Raw genomic sequence first — 21,861 nt, forward strand, 5'->3', positions numbered from 1 at the left:
ATACCCTACTTTTAATACCTAAAACTTTAAATTTCAAAGCAAAACTATTTTTTATTTAAAAACAGAATGTGGATTTCATAAAATGAGGTTGAGAAATACGGAAAACGCTTTCATTTCATAACGCAATTTTGTGGAATAAAATATAAATAAAAGGAGCTTACTAACAATGAACGTCTCTTTACTTACACCTACTACCGATTTACAAGAAGAATACTTAGAGTTTTATACCGAATGGAAAGATAGCGGTGAAACGATGATCCCATGGGTTATTTCAAAAGACCCTTCTAATTTCACGGCAATGATTCAAGAATTACACGATGCACATAACGGAATAAATATTCCTGAAACTTGGGTACCAGACTCTACGTATTGGCTCGTTACAGATAAAAATAGAATTGTAGGAGCTGTTAATATTCGTCATAGTTTAACAGATCATTTGTTTAATGCTGGAGGTCATATCGGTTATGGTATTCGCCCTTCTGAAAGAAGAAAAGGCTATGCTACGAAGTTACTCGAGTTGTCATTAGAGAAAACGAAGGAATTAAGCATCAAGAAAGTACTTGTCGTTTGCGACGAAGTGAATACTGCTTCAGAGAAAACAATTTTACATAACGGCGGTCTCCGTGATGAAGATTTCACTGAAGAAGATGGTAATGTTGTAAGAAGGTATTGGGTTGAGCTGTGAATAAGTAAAAACAAGCCAGAAAGTGATTGCACACTTTCTGGCTTGTTTTATGCTGCTTCTATTTCAAACTGTACTGTAATACCACTCGGATCTACTACTGTAAATCCATTTGTAGTTTCATTTATTTCATGTTGTCTTTCTAATAATCTTCCTTTTACTTCATCTAGCGCTTCTTTGTGTGGTAGTACAATGGTATACACTTTTAATCCAGTTGCATGTGCTGGCGGGTGCGGATTATTTACCCCGTTCCACGTATTTGCACCGATATGGTGATGATACCCTCCTGCCGAAATGAATAAGCAATCATCTTCACGCTGCTGCACTTCAAAACCTACTGTTTCTACATAAAATTCATGAGATTTTTCTACATCAGCTATTCGTAAATGTACGTGTCCAACAACCGTATCAGCTGGTAATCCATCGACCTCATAATCAACGAGCGTTGCCAGTTCTTTTAAGTCAAGCGGCGTACTTCCTCCTGGCCCTTCTCCCCATTGATCACGTGGACGGTCTGCATAAATCTCGATACCATTTCCCTCTAAATCTTGTAAATAAAACGCCTCACTATACGTATGATCACTTGCGCTATTAAATCTTGAAATTGGCAAAATTTCATTTGAATATGTATAACGTCCTTCTTGCTCAGCCGGACTATCAATGACGTTCTTATTGCGAATCACACCAAATAGTGCCGAAGCAAAGGCTTCACGAGTCGGAACTAAAAAGGCAACATGATATATACCAGTCGTACGTGGTTCTTGCAGTGCTCCATCTTCTAACTTTTCAAGAACAAGTAGCGTATTCTTACCACCTTTTCCTGCTAAATATGCTTTATTCCCCTTTTGCTTAATTACTTCTAACCCTACTACATTCTCATAAAAAGCAATTTGACGATCTAAATCTTTTACTTTAAATTCAACATGACCAATACGTGTTTTCGGATGAATTTGTACCATGAATAACTTCCTCTCCAGTTCCCTTTAGTTTTTTATGTAAGTTGATAGGCAATGGGCCCATTCAACAAATACACCTTAATTTTGTTTTTTTGTAGCATCAATTTTTAGCCATTTTTTCGATATTTCGCTTAATGTTCCAGCTTGTTCTAATTCTTTTAGCGCCTTATTTATATCTTCTAACTTTTCACTCTTTTTTGCAAATGGAAATGCAATCTCTCCCCATTCAAGTGGACCAAATCCTACTTTGACATTATCTAGTTTCGCCTTTGTTATTGTTGTTTCCACTTGAACTTTATCATTATAATAAGCATCGACGCGTCCAAATCCTACTTCGTTCAATTCCGCCGTTGGATCCTCTGAGTACGTTTTAATCGTAAAAGCATTATTTTTATTTAAAGCTTTTAGCTCTTGCTCTCCTGCTGTACCAAGTCCAACACCTACAGTCTTTCCTTTTAGATCCTCTAGCGATTTAATTGTATGATTATCTTTCTTCACCGCAAAAACAGAACCTGAATACACATACGGGATCGAAAAATCATATTTCTTTTTTCTTTCCGGAGAAACAGATAATTCATTTGCAATCGTATCAATCCGACCTGAATCTAATAAACCAAATAACCCTTCAAAATCAGAAACATTCCATTCTACTTTATATCCAGCTTTTTTAGCAGCTGCTTCAATAATTTCAGCATCAAAACCTTTTACTTTTTCACCTTCTTTAAAAATAAATGGGCTACGACCTGCAGAAGTCCCGACTTTCACTACTTTTTCATTTGTTTTTTCACTTGCTGTATTAGAACCACAAGCAGACAAAATCCCTACCGATACCGTTAATGCTAATGTTAGTAATAATGACGATTTTTTCATAACTCTTCCTCCTAAATAACGAAATGATTGCCTTCTTCAGAAGCATTTAATTGCCGTAAAAACTTTTTCGTACGTTCATTTTGTGGGTTTCGGAAAATCTCTTCTGGCGTTCCCTTCTCTACGATAATTCCATCAGCCATAAATATAATGCGATCCGCCACCTCTTTTGCAAAATTCATTTCATGTGTAACAATAACCATCGTTATATGCTGTCTTGCCAATTCTTTAATAACTTGCAATACCTCATTAACTAATTCTGGATCAAGTGCTGAAGTCGGTTCATCAAACAATAATACAGCTGGATTTAAAGCCATTGCTCTAGCAATCCCAATCCTTTGCTGTTGCCCGCCTGATAACATTGCCGGATAAAAATCTTCTTTATCAGCTAAGCCTACTTGTTTTAATATTTCTCTCGCTATTCCCTTTGCCTCTTCTTCACTTTTTTTCTGTACAACCGTTAATGGTGTTGTAATATTTTGCAATGCTGTTTTATTTTTAAATAAATTATAGTTTTGAAAAACCATTGCTGTTTTTTGGCGTAATTTTATTATTTCTTTTTGATAAAGTTTCTTCGTATGAATCTCTAAATCTTCAATTCTAATACTGCCATCATCCGGTTGTTCTAATAAATTTAAACATCTTAGTAGTGTCGATTTTCCTGAACCAGAAGGTCCAATAATTACTACCACTTCCCCCTTTTCTACAGTAAGTGAAATTCCTTTTAATACTTCATTACGCTTGTAGGATTTATATAAATCACTTATCTCAATCACATATACCACCTCATTTCTGTTATAAATACGGTGCGTCGAGTTTCTTTTCTAGCTTTTTCTGTCCCCAGCTAATTACGATTGTAATAATCCAATACACAATCGCTACCGCTAAATAACTTTCCATATAACGATACGATTGTGCCGCTAGCATTTTCGCTTGCGCTAAAATTTCAGCGACCCCAAGTGCAAAAGATAACGAAGATTCTTTTAACAATCCAACAAAATTATTTCCAAGTGACGGCACCGCTACACGAATAGCCTGCGGAAAGATAATTTGTCGCATCGCTTGCGCCTTTGTCATCCCTACTGATAAACAAGCATCCATTTGCCCTGATTCCACAGCATTTAATGAACCTCGAATTATCTCTGACAAATAAGCAGCATTATTTAAACTGAGACCAATTAAAGTTGCTTGCATAGCTGTAAGTACTGTAAAAGCCGGAGATATTTGCGGCAATCCGAAATACAACACAAACAATTGAACTAATAACGGTGTTCCTCTAAAGAAAGAGATATACACCCTTGCAATTGGATATAAAAATTTCGTTTTGTTTTTTGTAATGATCGCCAGGCCAATCCCTATAACGAAAGAAATAATCATTGAAACAACAGTAATCCCTAAAGTTATGTATACATACTTAAATAATTGCGGAAAGCTTTCTAAAAAATACGCCACATCAAATTTCACTTTGCTCCCCCCTTTCTAGACAAAAAACTCTTCTTACACATATAAGAAGAGTTGAATGTTAATCCATTTCCCCTCATCTTCCAAACGCTTTTTTCGTTTGCTGGAATTAGCACAGTGCTTTTTAGCCTGTTGCTGAGATTTCACCGGGCCAGTCCCTCCATCTCTCTTGATAAGAAAACTAATAAATTTTTCCATTTATTTAGTTGTTATTATGAAGAATACAGCCAAATTAAAACAATGTCAATAGGAAAACTAAGAATTAAACCCACCCCTTTTTCGAATATACTAGTAATACATTAATTTACTATCCTTAATAAACTGTACACAAAAAGCCATTACTTCTATCAAACTTAGAAATAATGGCTGCATTTTTATTTTTATAGCTTATAATATTTATTTCATCTTATGTACTTCAGCAACTAACTTTCCACCCTGAATGCCCATATAAAGCTTAACAGGAGCATCATTCGTATTCTCAAATACTAAGTCTAAATATGGATATGCAATTGTAGCATCTCTTCCTTGTGGTACATAACCTACTGTTTTAGAGTGTGTAGTTCTCTCTACCATTTTCAAACCAGCTTGATCTGCTGCATTGTATAGCGTTGATGATGTTTGACAAACGCCACCACCATAACCATCTACTAATTTACCATCTACAATTTCTTTTCCTAATTGATATCCTTTATCTGGTGTTGTATCACCGATTAGTGCATTAAAAGAGAAACTGTCTCCCTTCGCTAAAACAACTCCATTTATGCTTGCCGCAGACAAACGAATATTTTCAATACGGCCACCTGTTGATCCACCTAAATTCGTTTCATATCTACCAATTACAGTACCACTTCCTTGCGCATCACTTAGTGTTGCGACAGGTTTTTTTTCCACAATTGGTAACTGATACGTAGAATCCCACATACCTACATTTAATAATTTGTCTACTAATTCTTTTTCCATTAATTCATAAGAAGGCTTTCCTTCTTGCCATGTTCCATCAGGTGCTATACGTGAAGCAACCATCTTTTTATCGACGCTTTTCCCAACCTCACCAGCAACCTTCGTTACCGATTTTTTGAATTTCGCTTCATCTTCAAAATAGCCTAAACTCGATAAATCTAGTTTCTTTACTTCAGTACCCGTACGACCATCCACTAAGCTAATGTTATCCTGCACTTCAGCCTTAGCTTCTACAACGTTTCCACCGATATCACTTACTAATGCCACATCACTTACTTTTGTACCACAACCACTTACTACAGCTACGCATAGCACCCCTACTAATATACCCTTTACTTTACGGAACAATATACTCTCTCCTTTTCCCCAACGTCATTTCTTATGTATTATTTCATTTTTATGTATGTTTTGTTACAATCATTTTACAATATATTTAGAAAATGTTACAAGTTATTTTTTACTCTATATAAACTACTCTTTTCTTTTGTAAATGTCTATACATATTTATATAAATTTTTGAGTTTGATATGATTGTAACTTTTATGCAACCTATTTCTATCCAGTATATACCATTAAACAGATGAAATACAAATGTAAAACTCTTTCATTTCACCTCTCTATTCACCTGCATACTTCAGAAACCGTAATACCACCTTCTCATATGTGATCATTATTAAACAACTTAACCGAGTTTTTATAGGTAAAAACAATCATTCACTTCAGCGTATATAGGTATTTGCCGTGCCACTACTCCGCTTTTGCACATACATTATGATGAATTCAACCCACCCTTAAGAAACGGAGGATGTTTTTATGTATCCCTACAATCCTTATGATCCATATAACCAATATGGGTACCAACCTCAATATGATTTACAGGCACAATACCAACAATATATAGATCAAACAGAGCAAATTAATCCATATGATTCAAATCGCCAATTTCAACTTCCAATCTCTTTTCCTGGTACTGGAAACCGTCAATTAGAAAGACGAGTAAATGAGCTTGAGCAAAGAGTACGTCAACTAGAAAACACAGTTGAGCGTCATATACGTAGATTAAACCGCTTAAATCAGCGTTTACGTACAGTAGAAAATAGACTAAACATTCCATTTTCAGCATTAGAAGACGGATTTTAATTTCGAAAATAAAAAATATATAAGGAAGGGACGCCCCCTTCCTTATATAAATTGACGAAAGTTTTCTCCATCTCTATACTGATAAGAGTTAATGAAATGAAACAAGGTGATAAATATGGATTTTGAAATAAATTTTCTTTCCTTTTATGTGGTACAAGTTGAAGGAAAAGGTGAAGCAGTTGATAAACGCTATAAACATTTTCAAACATTAGACGCTGAAGAGTATGAAGATAGCTCTTTAAAAGAATTTTTGAATGGTGAATTATTAAAAATTTCAAAGCGAAAAGTAGAACGTCACGCAAAAACAGAACAAGCCCCAACAAAGATTGGTCGCTTTATTGTAGAAGAAGGGCATGAACTCGATTCAAACCCTCATTACAACTTATTTAATCGTATTCGTTTTGCAGAAACAAAAGAAAACTTCAAAGATATGAGCGAACCTCTCGTTTATACATACCTTGACACAAGCGCTGTACGTGGTGGTGTATTTTTAATCGCTCAAGCAAAACTAAGCAAATACTTTGATGATCCATTCGTATTCGTAATGAAATGTGACTTCGAACCAAAGGTTGCTTCCATTTCTGATGAATCAACGCTTATTCGTAACGTTGAAATGGCCATCACAACAAAGAATATGAAATCTATCCAATATCCATACATGCCTGAAGAAGGTATGGTAGAGCCTGGCGAACTAAAAATACACCAAGCATCACACGCCCGTTACTTTGAAGACTTCTTAAAATTCGTCGAATACGAGCGCTCTATGCCTGAAATTATGAAAACACAAGTAATGGACATGGTATACGACCAAATTGAAGACGTCTTTGAAGAAGGTACTGAAGAACGCGAACAATTCGACCAAGCAATGGAAGTATGGGCTGCTAGTCCTAAACGTGAAATTATGGAACAATTTTCAACCGAAGAAGTAATGGAAGCTACCGCTCAGATCGTCGAGCACGCCCCAGAAGTAGAATTAACGTTAAAAGCAGATCATATCTCTGTGAAGGCTCTGCTTGCTGATTTCGGAGATCTAATACATATTGCTAAGGTAAACGACCGATATGTATTAATGATTGAAGCAGACACACTTACGTTTGAGAAAGGGTTCTCTCCGATTGAGTTTTTGAAGCCGGATGAGTTGCAAGACGTGATTGAGCGAATTGAGAAGAAGCAGGGATACTAATATATTTGTGTGATTTAAAGAAACAAGATATCATTTTATAGATTTAATTTTACCATTCACTACTTTCCTCCCCTCTAAACCCATATACATAAGATACTATATCTATTTGGGAGGTGCAGGGGTTGTTCTTAAATCAAAATCCACAGCTTGCTTCGTATGAAATAGGAGATTGGTCATATGGGGACCTTAATGTTCGTACTTGGGGGGAAGGAGCTTCGCTTAAATTAGGTAAGTTCTGTTCCATAGCCGACCATGTAACAGTCTTTTTAGGTGGCGAACACAGAACAGATTGGATTAGTACCTATCCATTTAATGTGATAGTTCCCGAGGGTGCGGGGTTTAGCGGTCATCCCAAAACTAAGGGAGATGTAATTATTGGGCATGACGTTTGGATAGGCAGTGGCGCTATGATTATGTCTGGAGTCAAAGTCGGAAACGGAGCTGTTATTGGCGCAAGAAGCGTTGTAACACGAGATATCCCGCCATATGGAATAGTAGCAGGTAATCCAGCAAAGTTGGTTCGGTATCGTTTCTCACCAGAAGTGATTGAAGAACTTCAACAAATTTCCTGGTGGGACTGGGATATATCTACTATCACGGCGTCTTTACATTTTCTTCTTTCAGATAATGTCAGTGAGTTTATTCGAGAATATAAAGAGTGAACAACTCACTTAAAAAGTAAATACTAAAAAACTCCTATATCTATAAATGGAATAGGAGTTTTTACATTGCTCACCAATAAATTCTCCTCATAAAAAGAGGACTAGCCTTAGATACCTTAATACGCTTACTTTACCTTTCCCTCTTCCTCCAGCTTCTTCATCTCAGCCAAATACTTCAACTGCCGCTCCGCTTTTCTCACCGCCGTAGGAAAGTGTTTTTTCAGAAGTTCTACTGCAGATTCACTTATATAATATCTTTCCGTTACACTTTCCCACGTGTCACTACTTTCGAATGCACTCCATACAAAAGGACGCTCTGTATTTTTTCTCATTTCTTTAAATACCCATTTCCGCATCTTTTTTTTCGCTTTTTCTGTTAGTTTCCCGTTCTTTACAAGTTCAAGATCACCATGTCTTTTATATCGTTTGTTAATATCTCTCTCGCCATATACTTTAAGAAATATATTTGCTGTATTCTCAGCATCTGCTAAAGCTCGGTGTTGCTTTCCTTGCCATGTTAAACCGATTTGTTCTACTGCGAACTGTAAACTTGGCGTATGTTCAAACAATTCTTCATACGCTTGGAAAACGAACTTTTGCAAATCAAACCTGCTCTCTTTTTTCATACATGGGCATTCTACACCGTTTAATGTACAATCTTGAGATAGAAAACGATAATCTTCTTTTCCCCATGAAATAAATATAGAATCTTCTCCGATGAACTGAATAAATTTCTCTATAATTTGAGGGAATTTCTCTACACCAATTAAATCTTTCTTTGTAATTCCAGTTAATTTTGTTGTATGACGAGTTAATGGGGCACTTGGTTTTACTAACTCTGAAAATTCTCCAATAACCTTCATTGTACTCACATCTATTTTTATAGCTCCAATATCAACTATTTCTGACGGATCTTCTGATTTATACGTCCTAAAATTCCTTTCAATATCAAACACAATGAAATGTGTAGCCTTTTTCAATTTGTATACCTCTTTCTAATTCCTATTAATATGAAAAGCCTAATTAACAGCTTCACTTTATTTTCAGTATCTATTTATACATGCAGTTTATACATTTAATAAACTTAAATATAAATCAAAAATTCAGTCTTATTCGCAAATATACATAGAAGGACATTCACTCATCAAAAAAACGCAAAAAAAAAGAAGGGCAAGCCCTTCTTTTTTTCATAATTACTTCTTGTTTACGTTTGTAGCTTGAGGTCCACGGTTACCTTGTTCTACTTCGAAAGTAACTTCTTGACCTTCTTCTAAAGATTTGAAGCCGTCGCCTTGGATAGCTGAGAAATGAACGAATACGTCTTCTCCGCCTTCAACCTCGATGAAACCGAAACCTTTTTCTGCGTTAAACCATTTTACTTTACCGTTTTGCATTTAAAAATCCTCCTACAATGTACCTATATGTACATATTCATTTTCAACCACTTTACTATAATACTTCATATATTAAAAAACTGCAACCCCAGAGGAGATTTAACATTGCTATCCTCCTCGGAAGTTACAGCTCATTTAAATCTCTATATTATTAAAAGTAAAATGGTTTAAAGTAACTATATCATATCAATATAATAAAAGTAAAGTTTTTTTTAAGCTATATTACTTTTTCCTTCCACTGCATCGCTTTTGATTCGCCTGAACCGGCTACAACATAGCCTTCTTTTTCATTAACGATGCGCCAACCGTGCCCTTTAACCGAATCACATACTGTAACAATTCCTTCATCAAGAAGCACACGGCAAACTGTGCTAATTCCCGCCTTATTTTGTGTTGACGTTGTATATAACACATGTTGATCTACGCTTAAGTCTAAATAGCTACTAGCTTTTTGCTCATTTTGACATGTATGCCAACATATTTTTTCATTCTCAATACTCTCATTTATTTTGCAAAAAGAAATATTCCCGCTAATTCCCTTGCACGATCCACTTGCCGCTACTAAATAAGAATTATGCATAGTCAACGCAGAAATCATCTGATTCATCGCTATTTTAATCCTTTTTAATTTATGTGTCTCTAAATCAAAAAGCCAAACACCACCATATTTAGCATGTATTTTCGTACCGATAAATAAGTAATGTTTATATAAAAATAATGAACGAATAGATGGTGCATCACTACCGTAATTAAGAAATGGCTGAATGGTCTCCCATGTGGAACCAAAATTATTAGAATGATACAGTGTTTTATCTCCATGTGTAATTACTGTTCCATCCTCATTACTACATACATTCCAGCTCGTTGCTTTCGTTGGAAAGCGCTGGATCGTCCACGTTTCTCCACCATTCATACTACGAATAAAAACTCCTTCGTCTCCTACTCCGTAAACTACGTTACCTTCACTATGTAAATCTCGAATTCGTTTTTGGAAACCAGTTAAAACCTGTTTCCATTCTCCATCTTTTTCAATGAATAAACCATTATATGTAGTAGCTAACAAAAGCTTCCCATCTCTTAACTTTGTAATAGCAGTTGCACTTAACATTGTTTCCACGTTGACACTCCCATTCCTAGAACTTCTCGGCAAAAGCAATTGCAAAATCACTGCATTTTTCAACGTCTTCTTTATCTTCTGGAGCTAATTCAATTTTCAATCCTTCTTGTACAAGTTCTGCCCCGCATTTTACAAGACGTTCTTCAAATATCGTTACCGCTTCACAAAACAGTTCATACGCCGTATCACCTGATCCAAAAACAGCCACTTTTTTACCCGTTAAATCTATATTTTCTAACTCATCATGGAAATCTTCCGCTTCAAATGGTAATTCACCATCACCCCACGTATAAGATCCTAAAATGATTCCATCATAAGCCAATAATTCTTCAGCATCCATACCTTCCATCTCTTGCAATACTACTTCATGATCAAAGGCATCTAAACTTACTTTAATTAAATCAGCAATACTCTCTGTATTCCCTGACATACTTGCATACGCTATTAAAATTTTCGCCACTTTGGCATCCCCCTCTTACAATAAATGATTCTCATTCTCATTATATTAATAATGAGAATCAATTTCAATTATTATTTTCATCCGATTTATATCCTTTTCATTTATGTCAAAAGAAATCGTACATCTGACTATTACCTTTTCATTTTGAGTATTAACATTCATATTCATCTATTGCCAAATCTAGTTTCTCAACTTATTGTATATACATCCTTTCACATTTAATATGTTGCATATATAATGCGAAAGGCCATTTACACATTTCATTATTTTCAGGTAACAAACAATCTCGATTTTACAAAAAGAGGAGTCTTTATAATGAAAAAAATTTTTATTAGACTTTTGAAAATATCGTCTCTTTTGACAGCACTATTATTAACAGTAGGTGCCATTATCCTATTTGGCACTTCATACGGCCATAATTTACGTGTCATCGCAGCAGAAAGTATTTTAACGTCTCAACATCCGCAATACGCAAAAATTACATTACTGTCTGATAAAGAGTTAAATGATATTTCTCAATCCATTACAAATCCAAAATGGAAAAATAGCGAGTTTGCCAATACAAAACTTTCAAAACAAGAACTAGAGCGAAAGAAAAATTTACCACTAACTGTTTCAATTGAAACAGTTAAGAAAAAATATAACGACCATTTTTTCGAAGGTAAATTAATGACTATTAGTAATCCATTAAATGTAAAGCTCGTTACACAACAAGGTTCACAAGGAAAAGACGTTGGGGAAAAAATATATGTCATGGCAAAGCGAAATCATGCACTTGCTGCTGTAAATGCTAGTGGGTTCTGGGATGAAACGGGGCATGGTGGTGGTAAAACAGGCATCGGTATTGTTATGGAAAACGGGAAGGTTATAAACACACCGCAAGACATTAATACCCCTACTCTCGTCAGTGGACTTACAAAATACGGACAAATGGTTTCAGGAGAGTTTTCTGCTAATCAACTGTTAAATAAGAATGTCGTTTCCGCTGCTGGCTTTATGCCTCAACTAATTGTAAATGGCGAAAAAATGATTACAAATGATGGCGGATGGGGCTATGGTCCCCGAAGTATTATGGCTCAGAAAAAAGATGGATCAATTATGTTTTTCATCATTGATGGAAGACAACCTCATAGTATCGGAGCTTCTTTAAGAGACTGCCAAGATATTCTTTATGAAAAAGGGGCCATAAATGCAATGGCAATGGACGGGGGCTCGTCAGCAACATTGTACGCAATGGGAGACATTTTAAACATCCCTTCAACCTTATCTCATAAATCACGCTATTTACCAAACGCCTGGGTTGTTACCGCGAACCCTAAGCAACAAGTTCATGTAACGATAGATGGCACCCCCGCAAGCTCTCAAAAGATTTCCGAGATGACAGGATCTACTGCTGTAGCTATCAATAAATAAATAAATAAAAATAAAAAAAAGAACAGATGACTATACAATCATCCGTTCTTTTTTATTACTTTTTAAAAATACCAAATGGTTTTCCAACTGGTAATACAACTTTTCCGAAGTGTGTATTTAACACTGCTGCTGCTGAACCATAGAAAGATAATAATGAAATACATAGTTCAGAATACGCTGCTAAATTATGCATTGCGTGCGGCATAACACCTAAAGTACTTAATGAAAGACCGATAAATAAGAAATCAATAAGGACGAAAATCATAAATAATACTTTATGTGTTTCCATTGCACCAATTGTCATAAAGATCGTGAAAATCAAGTATCCGATAAAGGCTACACCAAGCTGTTTTGAATCTGCAGTTTGGGCTAATTTTTCGCCAAATACTCCAAGTTGAATTAACCAAGTCATTCCAACACCTAACCAAAATAGGCCGTACGCACCAAATGCTGTTGTACCGAACGTATTGTTATGCTTTGCATCGTGAATGCATGCAAAGATTTGTGCAAATCCTCCTAAAAAGATTGCCCATGGTAATACAAGTGAAACGCCATCTGTTAAGCCTAACTTTTGAGATGATGCTACAAGTGTTACCATCGCTAATCCAAATAGACCAATTCCAGATGGATCCGCTGTTGTCATTTTCACATGATGTGTAGTAGTTTGATTGCTCATATAAACCTCCTGATTATAAACATACTCGAATACAATACTTAAATCAGAAGGCTATGTCAATGGTTTTTTTTGTATGTTGTCAGACCTTATCCCCTATAATAATCGAATACACTTTTGGCCACATCATACGGTTTTATATTTACATTTGGCAACTCATTTATCGGCATCCATAAAGGAATATAACTCCCTCTATCTTTCAACTCGAACTCCTCGCCTTTACCACTTCCGAAAACTCCACCTGTAATATGGGCATTATAATAATACTCCGTACCTTTATACTCCACCTTTGCAATCAGATGCTCCACTTGTATATGTACCCCTAATTCTTCATAAACCTCTCGCTTCGTTGCTTCTTCAGGTGTTTCTCCTTCTTCAATTCCCCCGCCTGGAAAAACAAAATACATCTCATCTTCTCGAACACGTTTTATAAGAGCGATTTTACCGTCCTGTACAATAATAGCTGCACCGCGATTTCTTCTCACTTTATTACCTCAACACCAATCGCAACTGTTCCCCATTCTTTTTCTTGTTCTTTCGTATAGATTTCGTATGTACTTTCTAACATTTCTTCTATACTAATTTCTTCGCAATCAAATAATTTTTTATCAATTTGTTTGTACATTTGTTTAAAGCTTTCGTATCGCTTTATCTCTGTTACCTTTACATCAATTGTTTCTGCTGTCACAAGGTTAGTAAATACAATTTCATCACCTTGTTTTATATGTTGACGCTTTTTATCGTACAACCTAACTTCAAATACCTTTTTTCCAGAATAAATAGATTGAAAAGGTTCATTATATAATCCCATTTGATGTCTCATATTTTCCACTCCCTGTCGTTAGTTTAACATGCAGAAGTTATTATACTATTTTCTTCCTTCACAAGAACTTGTATATTTTTGTTTCATACAGGAATATTCATCTTCCTTCCCCCTTCCATATCCATTACTTACTTGAGAAAGAACGCCAAATAATCATGTTATGTTTAAATCAAAAACCTGAATACGCCCAATATGATATTGATGATTATACTTATAGCAAAGTAGGCTCTACTATTTTTTCGTGGAATGATGAAACGAAATTAAAAATAGGTAAATTTTGTTCATTATCTACTGTCCAACAAGATCAATGATTTTTTGATCCTCCCGAAAAAGAATCTTCATGAACAATAAAGTGAAACTTTAATCAGCGGGGGTCCATCCCCCACTGATTATTAGCTCACACCAATTTGGCTTTTACGGACAGCCCGACTCCCACCTAACTTCTTTTCTTTACAGCCGCATTTTTGGGTGGAAATTTTACTGCCCGTAAATAGTGAGATAAATATAAAAAGAGCATCCTATTCTTTCTTGCAGGATGCTCTTTTGGTATTTATTTTTTATTTATCCGAAAGTGATTACATGGAGAACATTTAAAAGGAAATTTTTCTAAACAATTAAAGTTAGTTGCGCAAATTTGTTCTAGTGTTGGAACAAATGGAATAACAACCATGTTACTCTCTATTATTTGTGTAACAGGTGGTAATACTGTACCTATTTGATATTCAAAACGAATATTTGCTGTATTAATATAATTACCTGAACCAATTGGTGCTTGCTCGACTGCTACTTGAAATGAAACTGTGCGTGCTTCACCAGGATTTAAATTACCTATAATAAATCCTATTGCAGGGCTTACATTTGGCACTGTCGCACCATCGACCACAACACTTCCAGGGACAAATCGAACACTACTATCTAGCATATCTTGAAAACGAATATTTTGTATTGTTGTATCCCCCGTATTTGTAATAACGGTCGTAAACGTAATGGCATCTCCTATCGTTGCCGTTTGAAGATCTGCCCTTTTTACAACTGTCGTCGAGACGTTCGGCGTAATAAATGGGATAACAACTGTGTTGCTATCACTTTCAACTAATACAGGCGGCTGGTTCGGATTTACAGTTGCGAGTCCATTCACTGTAGCAGTATTTGTGACTAAATTATTTATTTGCCCTCCTGTTATTACAACTTGGAAATTAATAATTGCCGCATCATTTGGCTGAAAATCACCTAACGGAATACCAGTATTCGGATTGGCAAATGGAAGAGGTACATCATTTACCGTTACCGTGCCATTTATAAATAACGTATTTGGATCAACGATATCTGTTAAAACAATATTCGTCACAGGAACTGTACTATCATTTATAACAGCAATTCCATACGTGACAACATCTCCTACCATCGCTACTTCAAAGTTTGCTCCTTTTGCAACAAATAAGATTGCAGTATTTACCGTTACAATAACTGTATTACTCGTGTCCATCACTGTAACTGGCGGCTCTCCTGGTACTAAAATATATTCTGCTAACGCCCCAGCAACGTTCACTACTGTACCACCATCTGGAAAACTTGTAATCGTAGCTTCATATGTTACAATCGCCGTCTCACCGACTGGAATGTCTAGTATCGTAAATCCAACCTGTGGATTCACTCCTGGACGCGCTACTCCATTCACCGTTACACTATTTGGTACAAAAACAGCTTCCGGAGATAAAACATCGATAAATTGAACATTCCTTGCATCAGCCGTGCCAGTATTTAATATGCGAACACTGTATGTTACCGTATCTCCTACTCCAACAATTGAATTGTCTACTTCTTTCAGCATATCTAAACTGCCTCTATTTACTGGTGTGACTGTCGTATTACTTGAATTCGTAATTGTAAACGGAGGTTCTCCTGGAATCAATTCGAAATCACCAGTTATTCTCGCTGTATTCATAATGCTACTCGAAGGCAGAATTGCGATTACATTTACTTCAAATGTAATTAATACGCTATCCCCTACTGCAAGATCCGGTAATGAAAACCCTACAAAAGGATCTAAACCTACTTGCGGAATCCCATTTATCTGCACACTTCCTGGAACAAATTCTAAACCAGCTGATGGAACGTCAATAAACTGAACATTCGTCGCTGCCACTGTTCCCGTATTTGTTACTTGCACAGCGTAAGTTAAAGTGTCTCCTAATCTCGTCGCTTGTTTATTTACAGTTTTTATAACATTGAATCGACCTCTATTTACCCTTGTTATTGTAGTATTACTTGGCTGATTTACTATAACTGGTGGCTCTCCTGGCACTAAAGTAAAGCTTCCTGTTATATTTGCAACGTTCGTAATTGTTCCTGATGACGGGATGGTTGTAACTGTCGCTTGAAACGTCACTATAACTGTATCGCCAACGAGTATATCTCCAACTGGAAATCCAGTAATCGGATTTAAGTTAGGTTGCACGGCTCCATTTATCGTTACACTATTATCTACAAATGACGCTCCTGCTGAAATCGTATCAATAAACTGAACATTGTTAGCTGTCACTGTTCCTGTATTCGTTATTTGTATCGTATACGTTAATACATCTCCAACAAGGGTAGCGGCTCTATTTACTTGTTTAATAATATTAAAGCGTCCTCTATTTACAGTTGTGAGCGTTGTGTTACTTGGCTGATTCACTACAACTGGTGGTTCTCCTGGTACTAATATAAAGCTTCCAGTAACATTTGCCGTATTGGCAATTGTTCCATTGGACGGGACACTAACAACTGTTGCTTGAAATGTGACTTCTACACTTTCCCCTGGATCTATGTCTGGAAGCGGGAATCCATTATTAGGATTGAATCCAGGTTGTAACACACCATCTATCGTTACACTGTTCGGAACGAATGTTATAGAGGAAGGTAATACATCACTATATTGAACATTCGTCGCTGCCACTGTCCCTGTATCTTGAACTACTGTTGTATATGTGATTGTGTCGCCTACTGCAACAATCGGTTGACTTACTGTTTTTAAAACATTCAAACCAGATGCATTTATTTTAGTTAATGTCGTATTACTTGTCGTCGTTTCAGTAATAGGTGGCTCTGTTTCACTAACAGCAAATGTAGCTGTAACGTCCACAAAGTTAACAATCGTACCACCTTCTGGTATGCTCGTTACCATTTCCTGATATGTGACAAGTACAAAATCATTAACAGGTATATCAGGAACTGTAAAACCGATGAAAGGATTTAATCCCGGTTCTGGTACGCCGTTAATGCTCACACTTCCTGGAACAAATGCTACACCAGTGGAACTAGAATCAATAAATTGAACATCTGTCGCTGCTACTGTTCCAAAATTAAAAATCAGTACATCATACGTTAAAATTTCTCCAACAGTAGCTACTTCTTTATCTACTATTTTTAATGGAAAAATAAAAGCTATATTAATTGTCGTAACGACTAAATTTGTTAATATTGTTTGCGTAATCGGCGGTTCCATTGGATTTGGTTGTGAAGTAAATGTAACATCTGCATCATTTAATATCACTTCATTGTCTGGGGTTTCTGTAATAGTTACTTGGAACGTTACAGGAATACTTTCACTAGGGTTTAATAACGGAATAACTGTAAAGCCTATTTCTGGATTTAAACCAAGTTGCTGTATTCCACCTATCGTTACACTATTTTCAACAAATGTCGTTCCTTCTGGAATGACATCTTGGAAGAGCACATCTGTAACAGGTATAATTCCTACATTCGTAATTAGCACGCTATATGTTAATACATCTCCAACGGCTCCAGTTGCAACGTCAACTGTTTTTGTTGCTGTTACTTCACCAGGAGGAGGTAACGGTATCGTAACTACTGTTGTATTACTTGAATTTGTCGTTGTTACAGGTGGTTGTAAAGGGTTTAACAAGAAAGTGGCTGTAGCAGACGCCGTGTTTAATACCGCTCCGCGCGTAGACGGCGCAACTACTGTAACTTGGAATGTTACCGTCAATGATGTTCCAGCTGCAATATTAGGAAGCGGGAAACCAACATTCGGATCCAATCCAGGTTGAGGAGTTCCATTTATCGTTACACTATTCGCGACAAATGTTGTTTCTGGAGCAACTGTATCAATGAAGGAAACATTCGTTGCTGTAACTGTACCGTTATTTCGAATGACAACAGAATACGTGTAAGTTTCTCCGAGTGCAGCTTGTTGTACAGATGAAGATTTTTGTATATTTAACTGTGCTGTGTTTACTTGAGTCACGACGAAATTGCTATCCGTCACAGTCGTTACAGGAGGTCCTGCCGGATTTATAAGAAAACTTGCCGTAACGTTTGATTGATTTCTTATATTTCCACCACTTGGAACACTAGTCACTGTAACTTGAAACGTAACTGTAACGGTTTGCCCAACTGGAATATTCGGAACTGGAAAACCTACCGCAGGGTCTGCTCCTTGCTGAACAACACTATTTATCGTTACACTATTCGCGACAAACGCAGCTCCGGCAGGTATCGGATCTTGAAAAATAATATTTTTTGCAGGAACAGTTCCTGTATTTTGAATACGAATCGTATACGTTAACGTATCTCCTACACCTGCTTGCGGCGTATTTACACTCTTCATTACATTAATTGAACCTACATTTACTCGTGTCACAACGATATTACTAATCGTTACAATTGTAATCGGTGGCTGCAGAGGACTTACTTGAAAATCCGCAGTGACATTTGCATTATTCGGAAGTACTCTATTCGTCGGTACACTTGTTACCAACACTTGAAAAATGACTGTTACCATCGATCCAACCGGAATATTAGCAAGCGGAAAACCAATAGTCGGATCTAATCCTAGTTGCGGGGTTCCGTTAATCGTTACACTATTCGCTACGAATGTTGTACCAGCTGGTATCGGATCGAGAAATGATACATTCGTTGCTACTACCGTGCCGCTATTTTGTATATTAACTGTATATGTTAGCGTATCTCCTACACCAGCCTCACTTGCATTTACACTTTTCATTACATTTAATCCTGCTGAATTTACGACTGTCATTACGGTATTACTCGGCACTGTTACAGTAATTGGTGGCTCTGTTGGATTTACAAGAAAATCTCCGGTGATATTCGCGTTATTTACAACATTATTCCCCAGCGGGATTTCATCAATTAATACTTCGAATGTAACAGTCACACTCTCACCAGTAGGCAAATCATTTAATGTAAATCCGAATTCCGGATCTGCCCCTTCTTGTAAAACTCCATTAACAAATACACTATTTTCAATAAATAACGTCCCTTGTGGAATGGCATCTTGGAAAAATACATTTGTAGCTGGCACACTTCCTGCGTTTATTATTTCAACTGTATATACTAAAATATCCCCTACAGTTGCAACACCGGTATTCACAGATTTTATAACTTCAAAGCTCCCTGTTTGTACAGCCATATTCACGACGTTACTCGGAACAGTAATAGTAACCGGTGGTTCATTCGGATCCACTTGAAAATTCGCGGATACAGTTGCACTATTTAAAATATCTTCATTTGGCGGATCCTGCTCAATTAATACTTCAAATGTAACTACAACTGTCTGAGCCGCAGGGATATTCGGAAGAGAAAATCCTGAATTCGGATTCAGTCCACTTTGCAGTGCTCCATTAATCGTTACAGAGTTTGCAACGAAAGAAACGGCTGAAGAAGTAGTATCTTGGAAAAACACATTTGTTAACGAAACGTTACCTGTATTTTGGACGGCAATCGTGTATGTTAAAGTATCCCCTACTGCCGCTTGAGTTGTATTTACTTCTTTTATTACATTTAAACCGCCTGTATTAATTTGCGTTACAACTGTATTCGTTTGTCTATTAATCGTTATTGGTGGCTGATTCGGGTTTACGATGAAATTAGCAGATACATTCCCACGATTTGCAACGGTACCACCTGATGGTGCTGATACAACTCGAACTTGAAATGTCACCGTCCTACTTCCGCCAGGAGATATATTAGCTACTGCAAACCCCGTCGCCGGATTTGCCCCAGGTTGCGAAACTCCATCTACAGTTACACTATTTAGTATAAAAGCCGTTCCAAGCGGGATTGGATCTTGAAAAATAACGTTCGTCGCCAGTACATTTCCTGTATTTTCAATTGTAACGGTATACGTAAGAACGTCATTAACTGTCGCAAAAGCTCTATCTACTGTTTTTCTCGTTCTTATATCAGCTATATTAATTGTAGTAAATACAGTATTACTTGTCGCTTGGCCTGAAATTGGTTGTTGACCAGGCACTGGAATAAAGTTAAATGTTACACTCGCACGATTCGGAATTGGATTTACAAGAGGATTAGATGTCACTCGAACTTGAAAACGCACTACAGTCGTTTGCGAGGCATTAATACTTCCGAGATTAATGCTACTTGCTGGATTTGCTCCAGGACGTGCTACCCCATTTATCGTAACACTATTGGCTACAAATGTTGTTCCAGCAGGTATACTATCAACAAAAATAACATTATTTGCAGTGACATTTCCATTATTCGTCACATTAACTGTGTACGTTAATACGTCATTAATTGTTGCCGTTTGCAAATCTACAGATTTTTGTAAGCTTAAATTCGCACGATTAATTGTCGTCTGTACTGTATTTGAAGAAGCTGTACTTGTAACGAGTGGACTTCCTACGAAAGGACGGAATTGGTAAGACACCATCGTACGATTTGGAATTGGATTCGGACTTGGGAATGACGTGACTCTCACTTGAAATGTAACGATTCTTTGAGCATTATTAGGTATTGTCCCTAAATTAATTCCAATGGCTGGATTTGCACTCGGCTGGGTTATCCCACCTACTGTGACACTACCAGCAATAAAGGTCGTTCCATTCGGAATACTATCTTGTAATACAACGTTATCCGCACTTCCCGTTCCTGTATTTGGAACTGTAATTGTATAAGTGAGGATATCCCCTACTGCTGCAACGGTTTTATCAACAGATTTAACAGGATTTATAATTGGCCCTGTCGCATCAATTTGAACACCAAAACCAGCTGCAGCATATCCATCTCCATTTGTAACGAAGCGAACAGTCGCTGACGTTTGATTATTGACTAAGGATGACGAAGCATCTACATTCGTAATATCCCATCCTTGTCTTCGGACGGCCAAAGCTATCCCTAACGGCTGATTCAAATCCCCAAAGGTGCCAGTTGTATCTAAATTCCCACTGTCATTACAGATTTGTGACTGAAAGAAATTATTTGCGGGATTTCTCGGTCCGAATAAAGCAACTGTAGCATTCGCATTCGGTCCAAAGCGAAGTTGGTCTCCTACAATGTTAGAATCACCTTCTTGAGCAGTTACAAGTACTCTTCCTGTAACAGAACCTGTAGATGGTGTTGCGAAACCTGAAATAGTAGCATCAACTGGTGGTGATGAAGCATCGATAATTTCTTGACCTGCATACACTGACAAATTCCGAAGTGGTAAACTTGCATTTTGATAAACTACCTCAAGCGTCCAACCAGCTGAACGACTAACTGTTGGATCAGCAGAAGTTCTTGTAGCCGGTACAGCACCCGTTGTATACGTTCCTGCTCCCCTTGCGTTAACAAGATTCGTTACGTTAGCAGAGCGTACGTAATAAAACTGGTTCCCTACTGAGCCTTGTTGTGCAGTTGCAGGATCTGGTGTAACAGAAAATGTTCCTGCTGGTGTTGTAAATGAAATATTATCATTTAAAAATGCTGTCACATCTTCAGTATCAGTCCGGTATGTGCCAGCCCACACTAGTTCTGCGTATAAAACACTACTCCCTGCTGGAAGGTTCAAAATTGCATTTGAAGAATTTAATGGCCAGTCATTCGTTGTTCCTGCCGGGAATCCAGGTACTTGAAGCGATGTATTTATCGTTGTAAACACATCAATCGTACCGAAGTTATTATTTGGTGCAGGCGATGTAGGACTTAGTCCTAACGTGTTCCCAGTGAACGTGACGGCACCAGTTACTGTTGTCGTAAAGCGATTCATAAAAGGCACATAATCATCTCATTTCATTTATAGTAAAAAGTGCTCTATACTATAAA

The 21,861-nt window shown here is 36.9% G+C and carries 18 protein-coding genes, 1 pseudogene and 1 riboswitch; of the genes and pseudogenes, 6 read left to right on the forward strand and 13 right to left on the reverse strand.

The features are described 5' to 3' along the window. The first annotated feature begins 166 nt into the window (after positions 1-166). A complete protein-coding gene (locus FT637_RS22175) occupies positions 167-685 on the forward strand; it encodes a GNAT family N-acetyltransferase (protein ID WP_193648139.1) in 519 nt (172 codons plus the stop codon). Between the two features lie 47 nt (positions 686-732). On the opposite strand, the gene FT637_RS22180 is transcribed toward FT637_RS22175, so the two are convergent. The 5 genes from FT637_RS22180 to FT637_RS22200 form a co-directional block, all read right to left on the reverse strand. Beyond that, entirely contained in the window at positions 733-1,641 is a 909-nt protein-coding gene (locus FT637_RS22180) for a VOC family protein (protein ID WP_193648140.1), read from the reverse strand. A gap of 75 nt (positions 1,642-1,716) precedes the next feature. Then, positions 1,717-2,508: an amino acid ABC transporter substrate-binding protein gene (locus FT637_RS22185; protein WP_193648141.1), complete on the reverse strand. Its 792-nt coding sequence runs from the start codon at positions 2,506-2,508 to the stop codon at positions 1,717-1,719. Positions 2,509-2,519: 11 nt separating this feature from the next. Beyond that, positions 2,520-3,281 carry an amino acid ABC transporter ATP-binding protein gene (locus FT637_RS22190; RefSeq protein WP_193648142.1) on the reverse strand — a complete coding sequence of 254 codons (762 nt, stop codon included), beginning with the start codon at positions 3,279-3,281 and terminating at the stop codon, positions 2,520-2,522. A 19-nt stretch (positions 3,282-3,300) separates the two neighbouring features. Then, complete coding sequence (locus FT637_RS22195) at positions 3,301-3,969, reverse strand: amino acid ABC transporter permease (protein WP_193648143.1); 669 nt, start codon at positions 3,967-3,969, stop codon at positions 3,301-3,303. 70 nt (positions 3,970-4,039) lie between these two features. Beyond that, positions 4,040-4,145: riboswitch (SAM riboswitch) on the reverse strand. 217 nt (positions 4,146-4,362) lie between these two features. Next, positions 4,363-5,274: a VanW family protein gene (locus tag FT637_RS22200; RefSeq protein WP_193648144.1), complete on the reverse strand. Its 912-nt coding sequence runs from the start codon at positions 5,272-5,274 to the stop codon at positions 4,363-4,365. Between the two features lie 465 nt (positions 5,275-5,739). Between FT637_RS22200 and FT637_RS22205 the strand changes: the two genes are divergently transcribed. The 3 genes from FT637_RS22205 (at position 5,740) to FT637_RS22215 (ending at position 7,911) form a co-directional block, all read left to right on the forward strand. Then, positions 5,740-6,066, forward strand: a complete 327-nt coding sequence (locus tag FT637_RS22205; protein WP_193648145.1) for a hypothetical protein — start codon at positions 5,740-5,742, stop codon at positions 6,064-6,066. Positions 6,067-6,181: 115 nt separating this feature from the next. Beyond that, the gene (locus FT637_RS22210) at positions 6,182-7,249 is read left to right on the forward strand and encodes a DUF3900 domain-containing protein (protein WP_193648146.1); all 1,068 of its coding nucleotides are present in this window, start codon (positions 6,182-6,184) and stop codon (positions 7,247-7,249) included. Between the two features lie 122 nt (positions 7,250-7,371). After that, positions 7,372-7,911 carry a CatB-related O-acetyltransferase gene (locus tag FT637_RS22215; protein ID WP_002199728.1) on the forward strand — a complete coding sequence of 180 codons (540 nt, stop codon included), beginning with the start codon at positions 7,372-7,374 and terminating at the stop codon, positions 7,909-7,911. A 125-nt stretch (positions 7,912-8,036) separates the two neighbouring features. On the opposite strand, the gene FT637_RS22220 is transcribed toward FT637_RS22215, so the two are convergent. The 4 genes from FT637_RS22220 to FT637_RS22235 form a co-directional block, all read right to left on the reverse strand. Further along, positions 8,037-8,891, reverse strand: coding sequence for an exonuclease (locus FT637_RS22220; RefSeq protein WP_193648147.1), 855 nt, complete (start codon positions 8,889-8,891; stop codon positions 8,037-8,039). A gap of 213 nt (positions 8,892-9,104) precedes the next feature. After that, positions 9,105-9,305: a cold shock-like protein CspB gene (gene cspB, locus FT637_RS22225; RefSeq protein ID WP_001179147.1), complete on the reverse strand. Its 201-nt coding sequence runs from the start codon at positions 9,303-9,305 to the stop codon at positions 9,105-9,107. A gap of 217 nt (positions 9,306-9,522) precedes the next feature. Next, positions 9,523-10,422, reverse strand: coding sequence for a WD40/YVTN/BNR-like repeat-containing protein (locus tag FT637_RS22230; protein WP_193648148.1), 900 nt, complete (start codon positions 10,420-10,422; stop codon positions 9,523-9,525). 16 nt (positions 10,423-10,438) lie between these two features. After that, the gene (locus tag FT637_RS22235; protein ID WP_001062757.1) at positions 10,439-10,882 is read right to left on the reverse strand and encodes a flavodoxin; all 444 of its coding nucleotides are present in this window, start codon (positions 10,880-10,882) and stop codon (positions 10,439-10,441) included. A gap of 315 nt (positions 10,883-11,197) precedes the next feature. Between FT637_RS22235 and FT637_RS22240 the strand changes: the two genes are divergently transcribed. After that, complete coding sequence (locus tag FT637_RS22240; RefSeq protein ID WP_193648149.1) at positions 11,198-12,295, forward strand: phosphodiester glycosidase family protein; 1,098 nt, start codon at positions 11,198-11,200, stop codon at positions 12,293-12,295. 55 nt (positions 12,296-12,350) lie between these two features. Here FT637_RS22240 and FT637_RS22245 read toward each other — a convergent pair whose 3' ends face one another. From FT637_RS22245 to FT637_RS22255, 3 genes are all read right to left on the reverse strand, one after another. Further along, the gene (locus FT637_RS22245) at positions 12,351-12,971 is read right to left on the reverse strand and encodes an acetate uptake transporter (protein WP_000070943.1); all 621 of its coding nucleotides are present in this window, start codon (positions 12,969-12,971) and stop codon (positions 12,351-12,353) included. Positions 12,972-13,057: 86 nt separating this feature from the next. Continuing rightward, a complete protein-coding gene (locus FT637_RS22250) occupies positions 13,058-13,453 on the reverse strand; it encodes an NUDIX hydrolase (protein ID WP_193648150.1) in 396 nt (131 codons plus the stop codon). Continuing rightward, the gene (locus FT637_RS22255; RefSeq protein WP_193648151.1) at positions 13,450-13,791 is read right to left on the reverse strand and encodes an ASCH domain-containing protein; all 342 of its coding nucleotides are present in this window, start codon (positions 13,789-13,791) and stop codon (positions 13,450-13,452) included. The genes FT637_RS22250 and FT637_RS22255 overlap by 4 nt, the downstream gene beginning before the upstream one ends. 155 nt (positions 13,792-13,946) lie before the next feature. On the opposite strand from FT637_RS22255, the pseudogene FT637_RS22260 reads away from it, so the two are divergent. Then, a pseudogene (locus FT637_RS22260) lies at positions 13,947-14,078 on the forward strand (antibiotic acetyltransferase); the annotation flags it as partial. Positions 14,079-14,341: 263 nt separating this feature from the next. Here FT637_RS22260 and FT637_RS22265 read toward each other — a convergent pair. Beyond that, complete coding sequence (locus FT637_RS22265) at positions 14,342-21,814, reverse strand: DUF11 domain-containing protein (RefSeq protein WP_193648152.1); 7,473 nt, start codon at positions 21,812-21,814, stop codon at positions 14,342-14,344. Between the last annotated feature and the right edge of the window lie 47 nt (positions 21,815-21,861).

This window comes from Bacillus cereus (assembly GCF_015071065.1).
Lineage (GTDB): Bacteria > Bacillota > Bacilli > Bacillales > Bacillaceae_G > Bacillus_A > Bacillus_A cereus_BA.

Excerpts from the sequence above, each read along its gene's own strand:
- FT637_RS22245 (WP_000070943.1), bottom strand. The coding sequence starts at position 12,971 with ATGAGCAATCAAACTACTACACATCATGTGAAAATGACAACAGCGGAT.
- FT637_RS22185 (WP_193648141.1), bottom strand. The coding sequence starts at position 2,508 with ATGAAAAAATCGTCATTATTACTAACATTAGCATTAACGGTATCGGTA.
- FT637_RS22210 (WP_193648146.1), top strand. The coding sequence starts at position 6,182 with ATGGATTTTGAAATAAATTTTCTTTCCTTTTATGTGGTACAAGTTGAA.
- cspB (WP_001179147.1), bottom strand. The coding sequence starts at position 9,305 with ATGCAAAACGGTAAAGTAAAATGGTTTAACGCAGAAAAAGGTTTCGGT.
- FT637_RS22255 (WP_193648151.1), bottom strand. The coding sequence starts at position 13,791 with ATGAGACATCAAATGGGATTATATAATGAACCTTTTCAATCTATTTAT.
- FT637_RS22175 (WP_193648139.1), top strand. The coding sequence starts at position 167 with ATGAACGTCTCTTTACTTACACCTACTACCGATTTACAAGAAGAATAC.
- FT637_RS22180 (WP_193648140.1), bottom strand. The coding sequence starts at position 1,641 with ATGGTACAAATTCATCCGAAAACACGTATTGGTCATGTTGAATTTAAA.
- FT637_RS22205 (WP_193648145.1), top strand. The coding sequence starts at position 5,740 with ATGTATCCCTACAATCCTTATGATCCATATAACCAATATGGGTACCAA.
- FT637_RS22240 (WP_193648149.1), top strand. The coding sequence starts at position 11,198 with ATGAAAAAAATTTTTATTAGACTTTTGAAAATATCGTCTCTTTTGACA.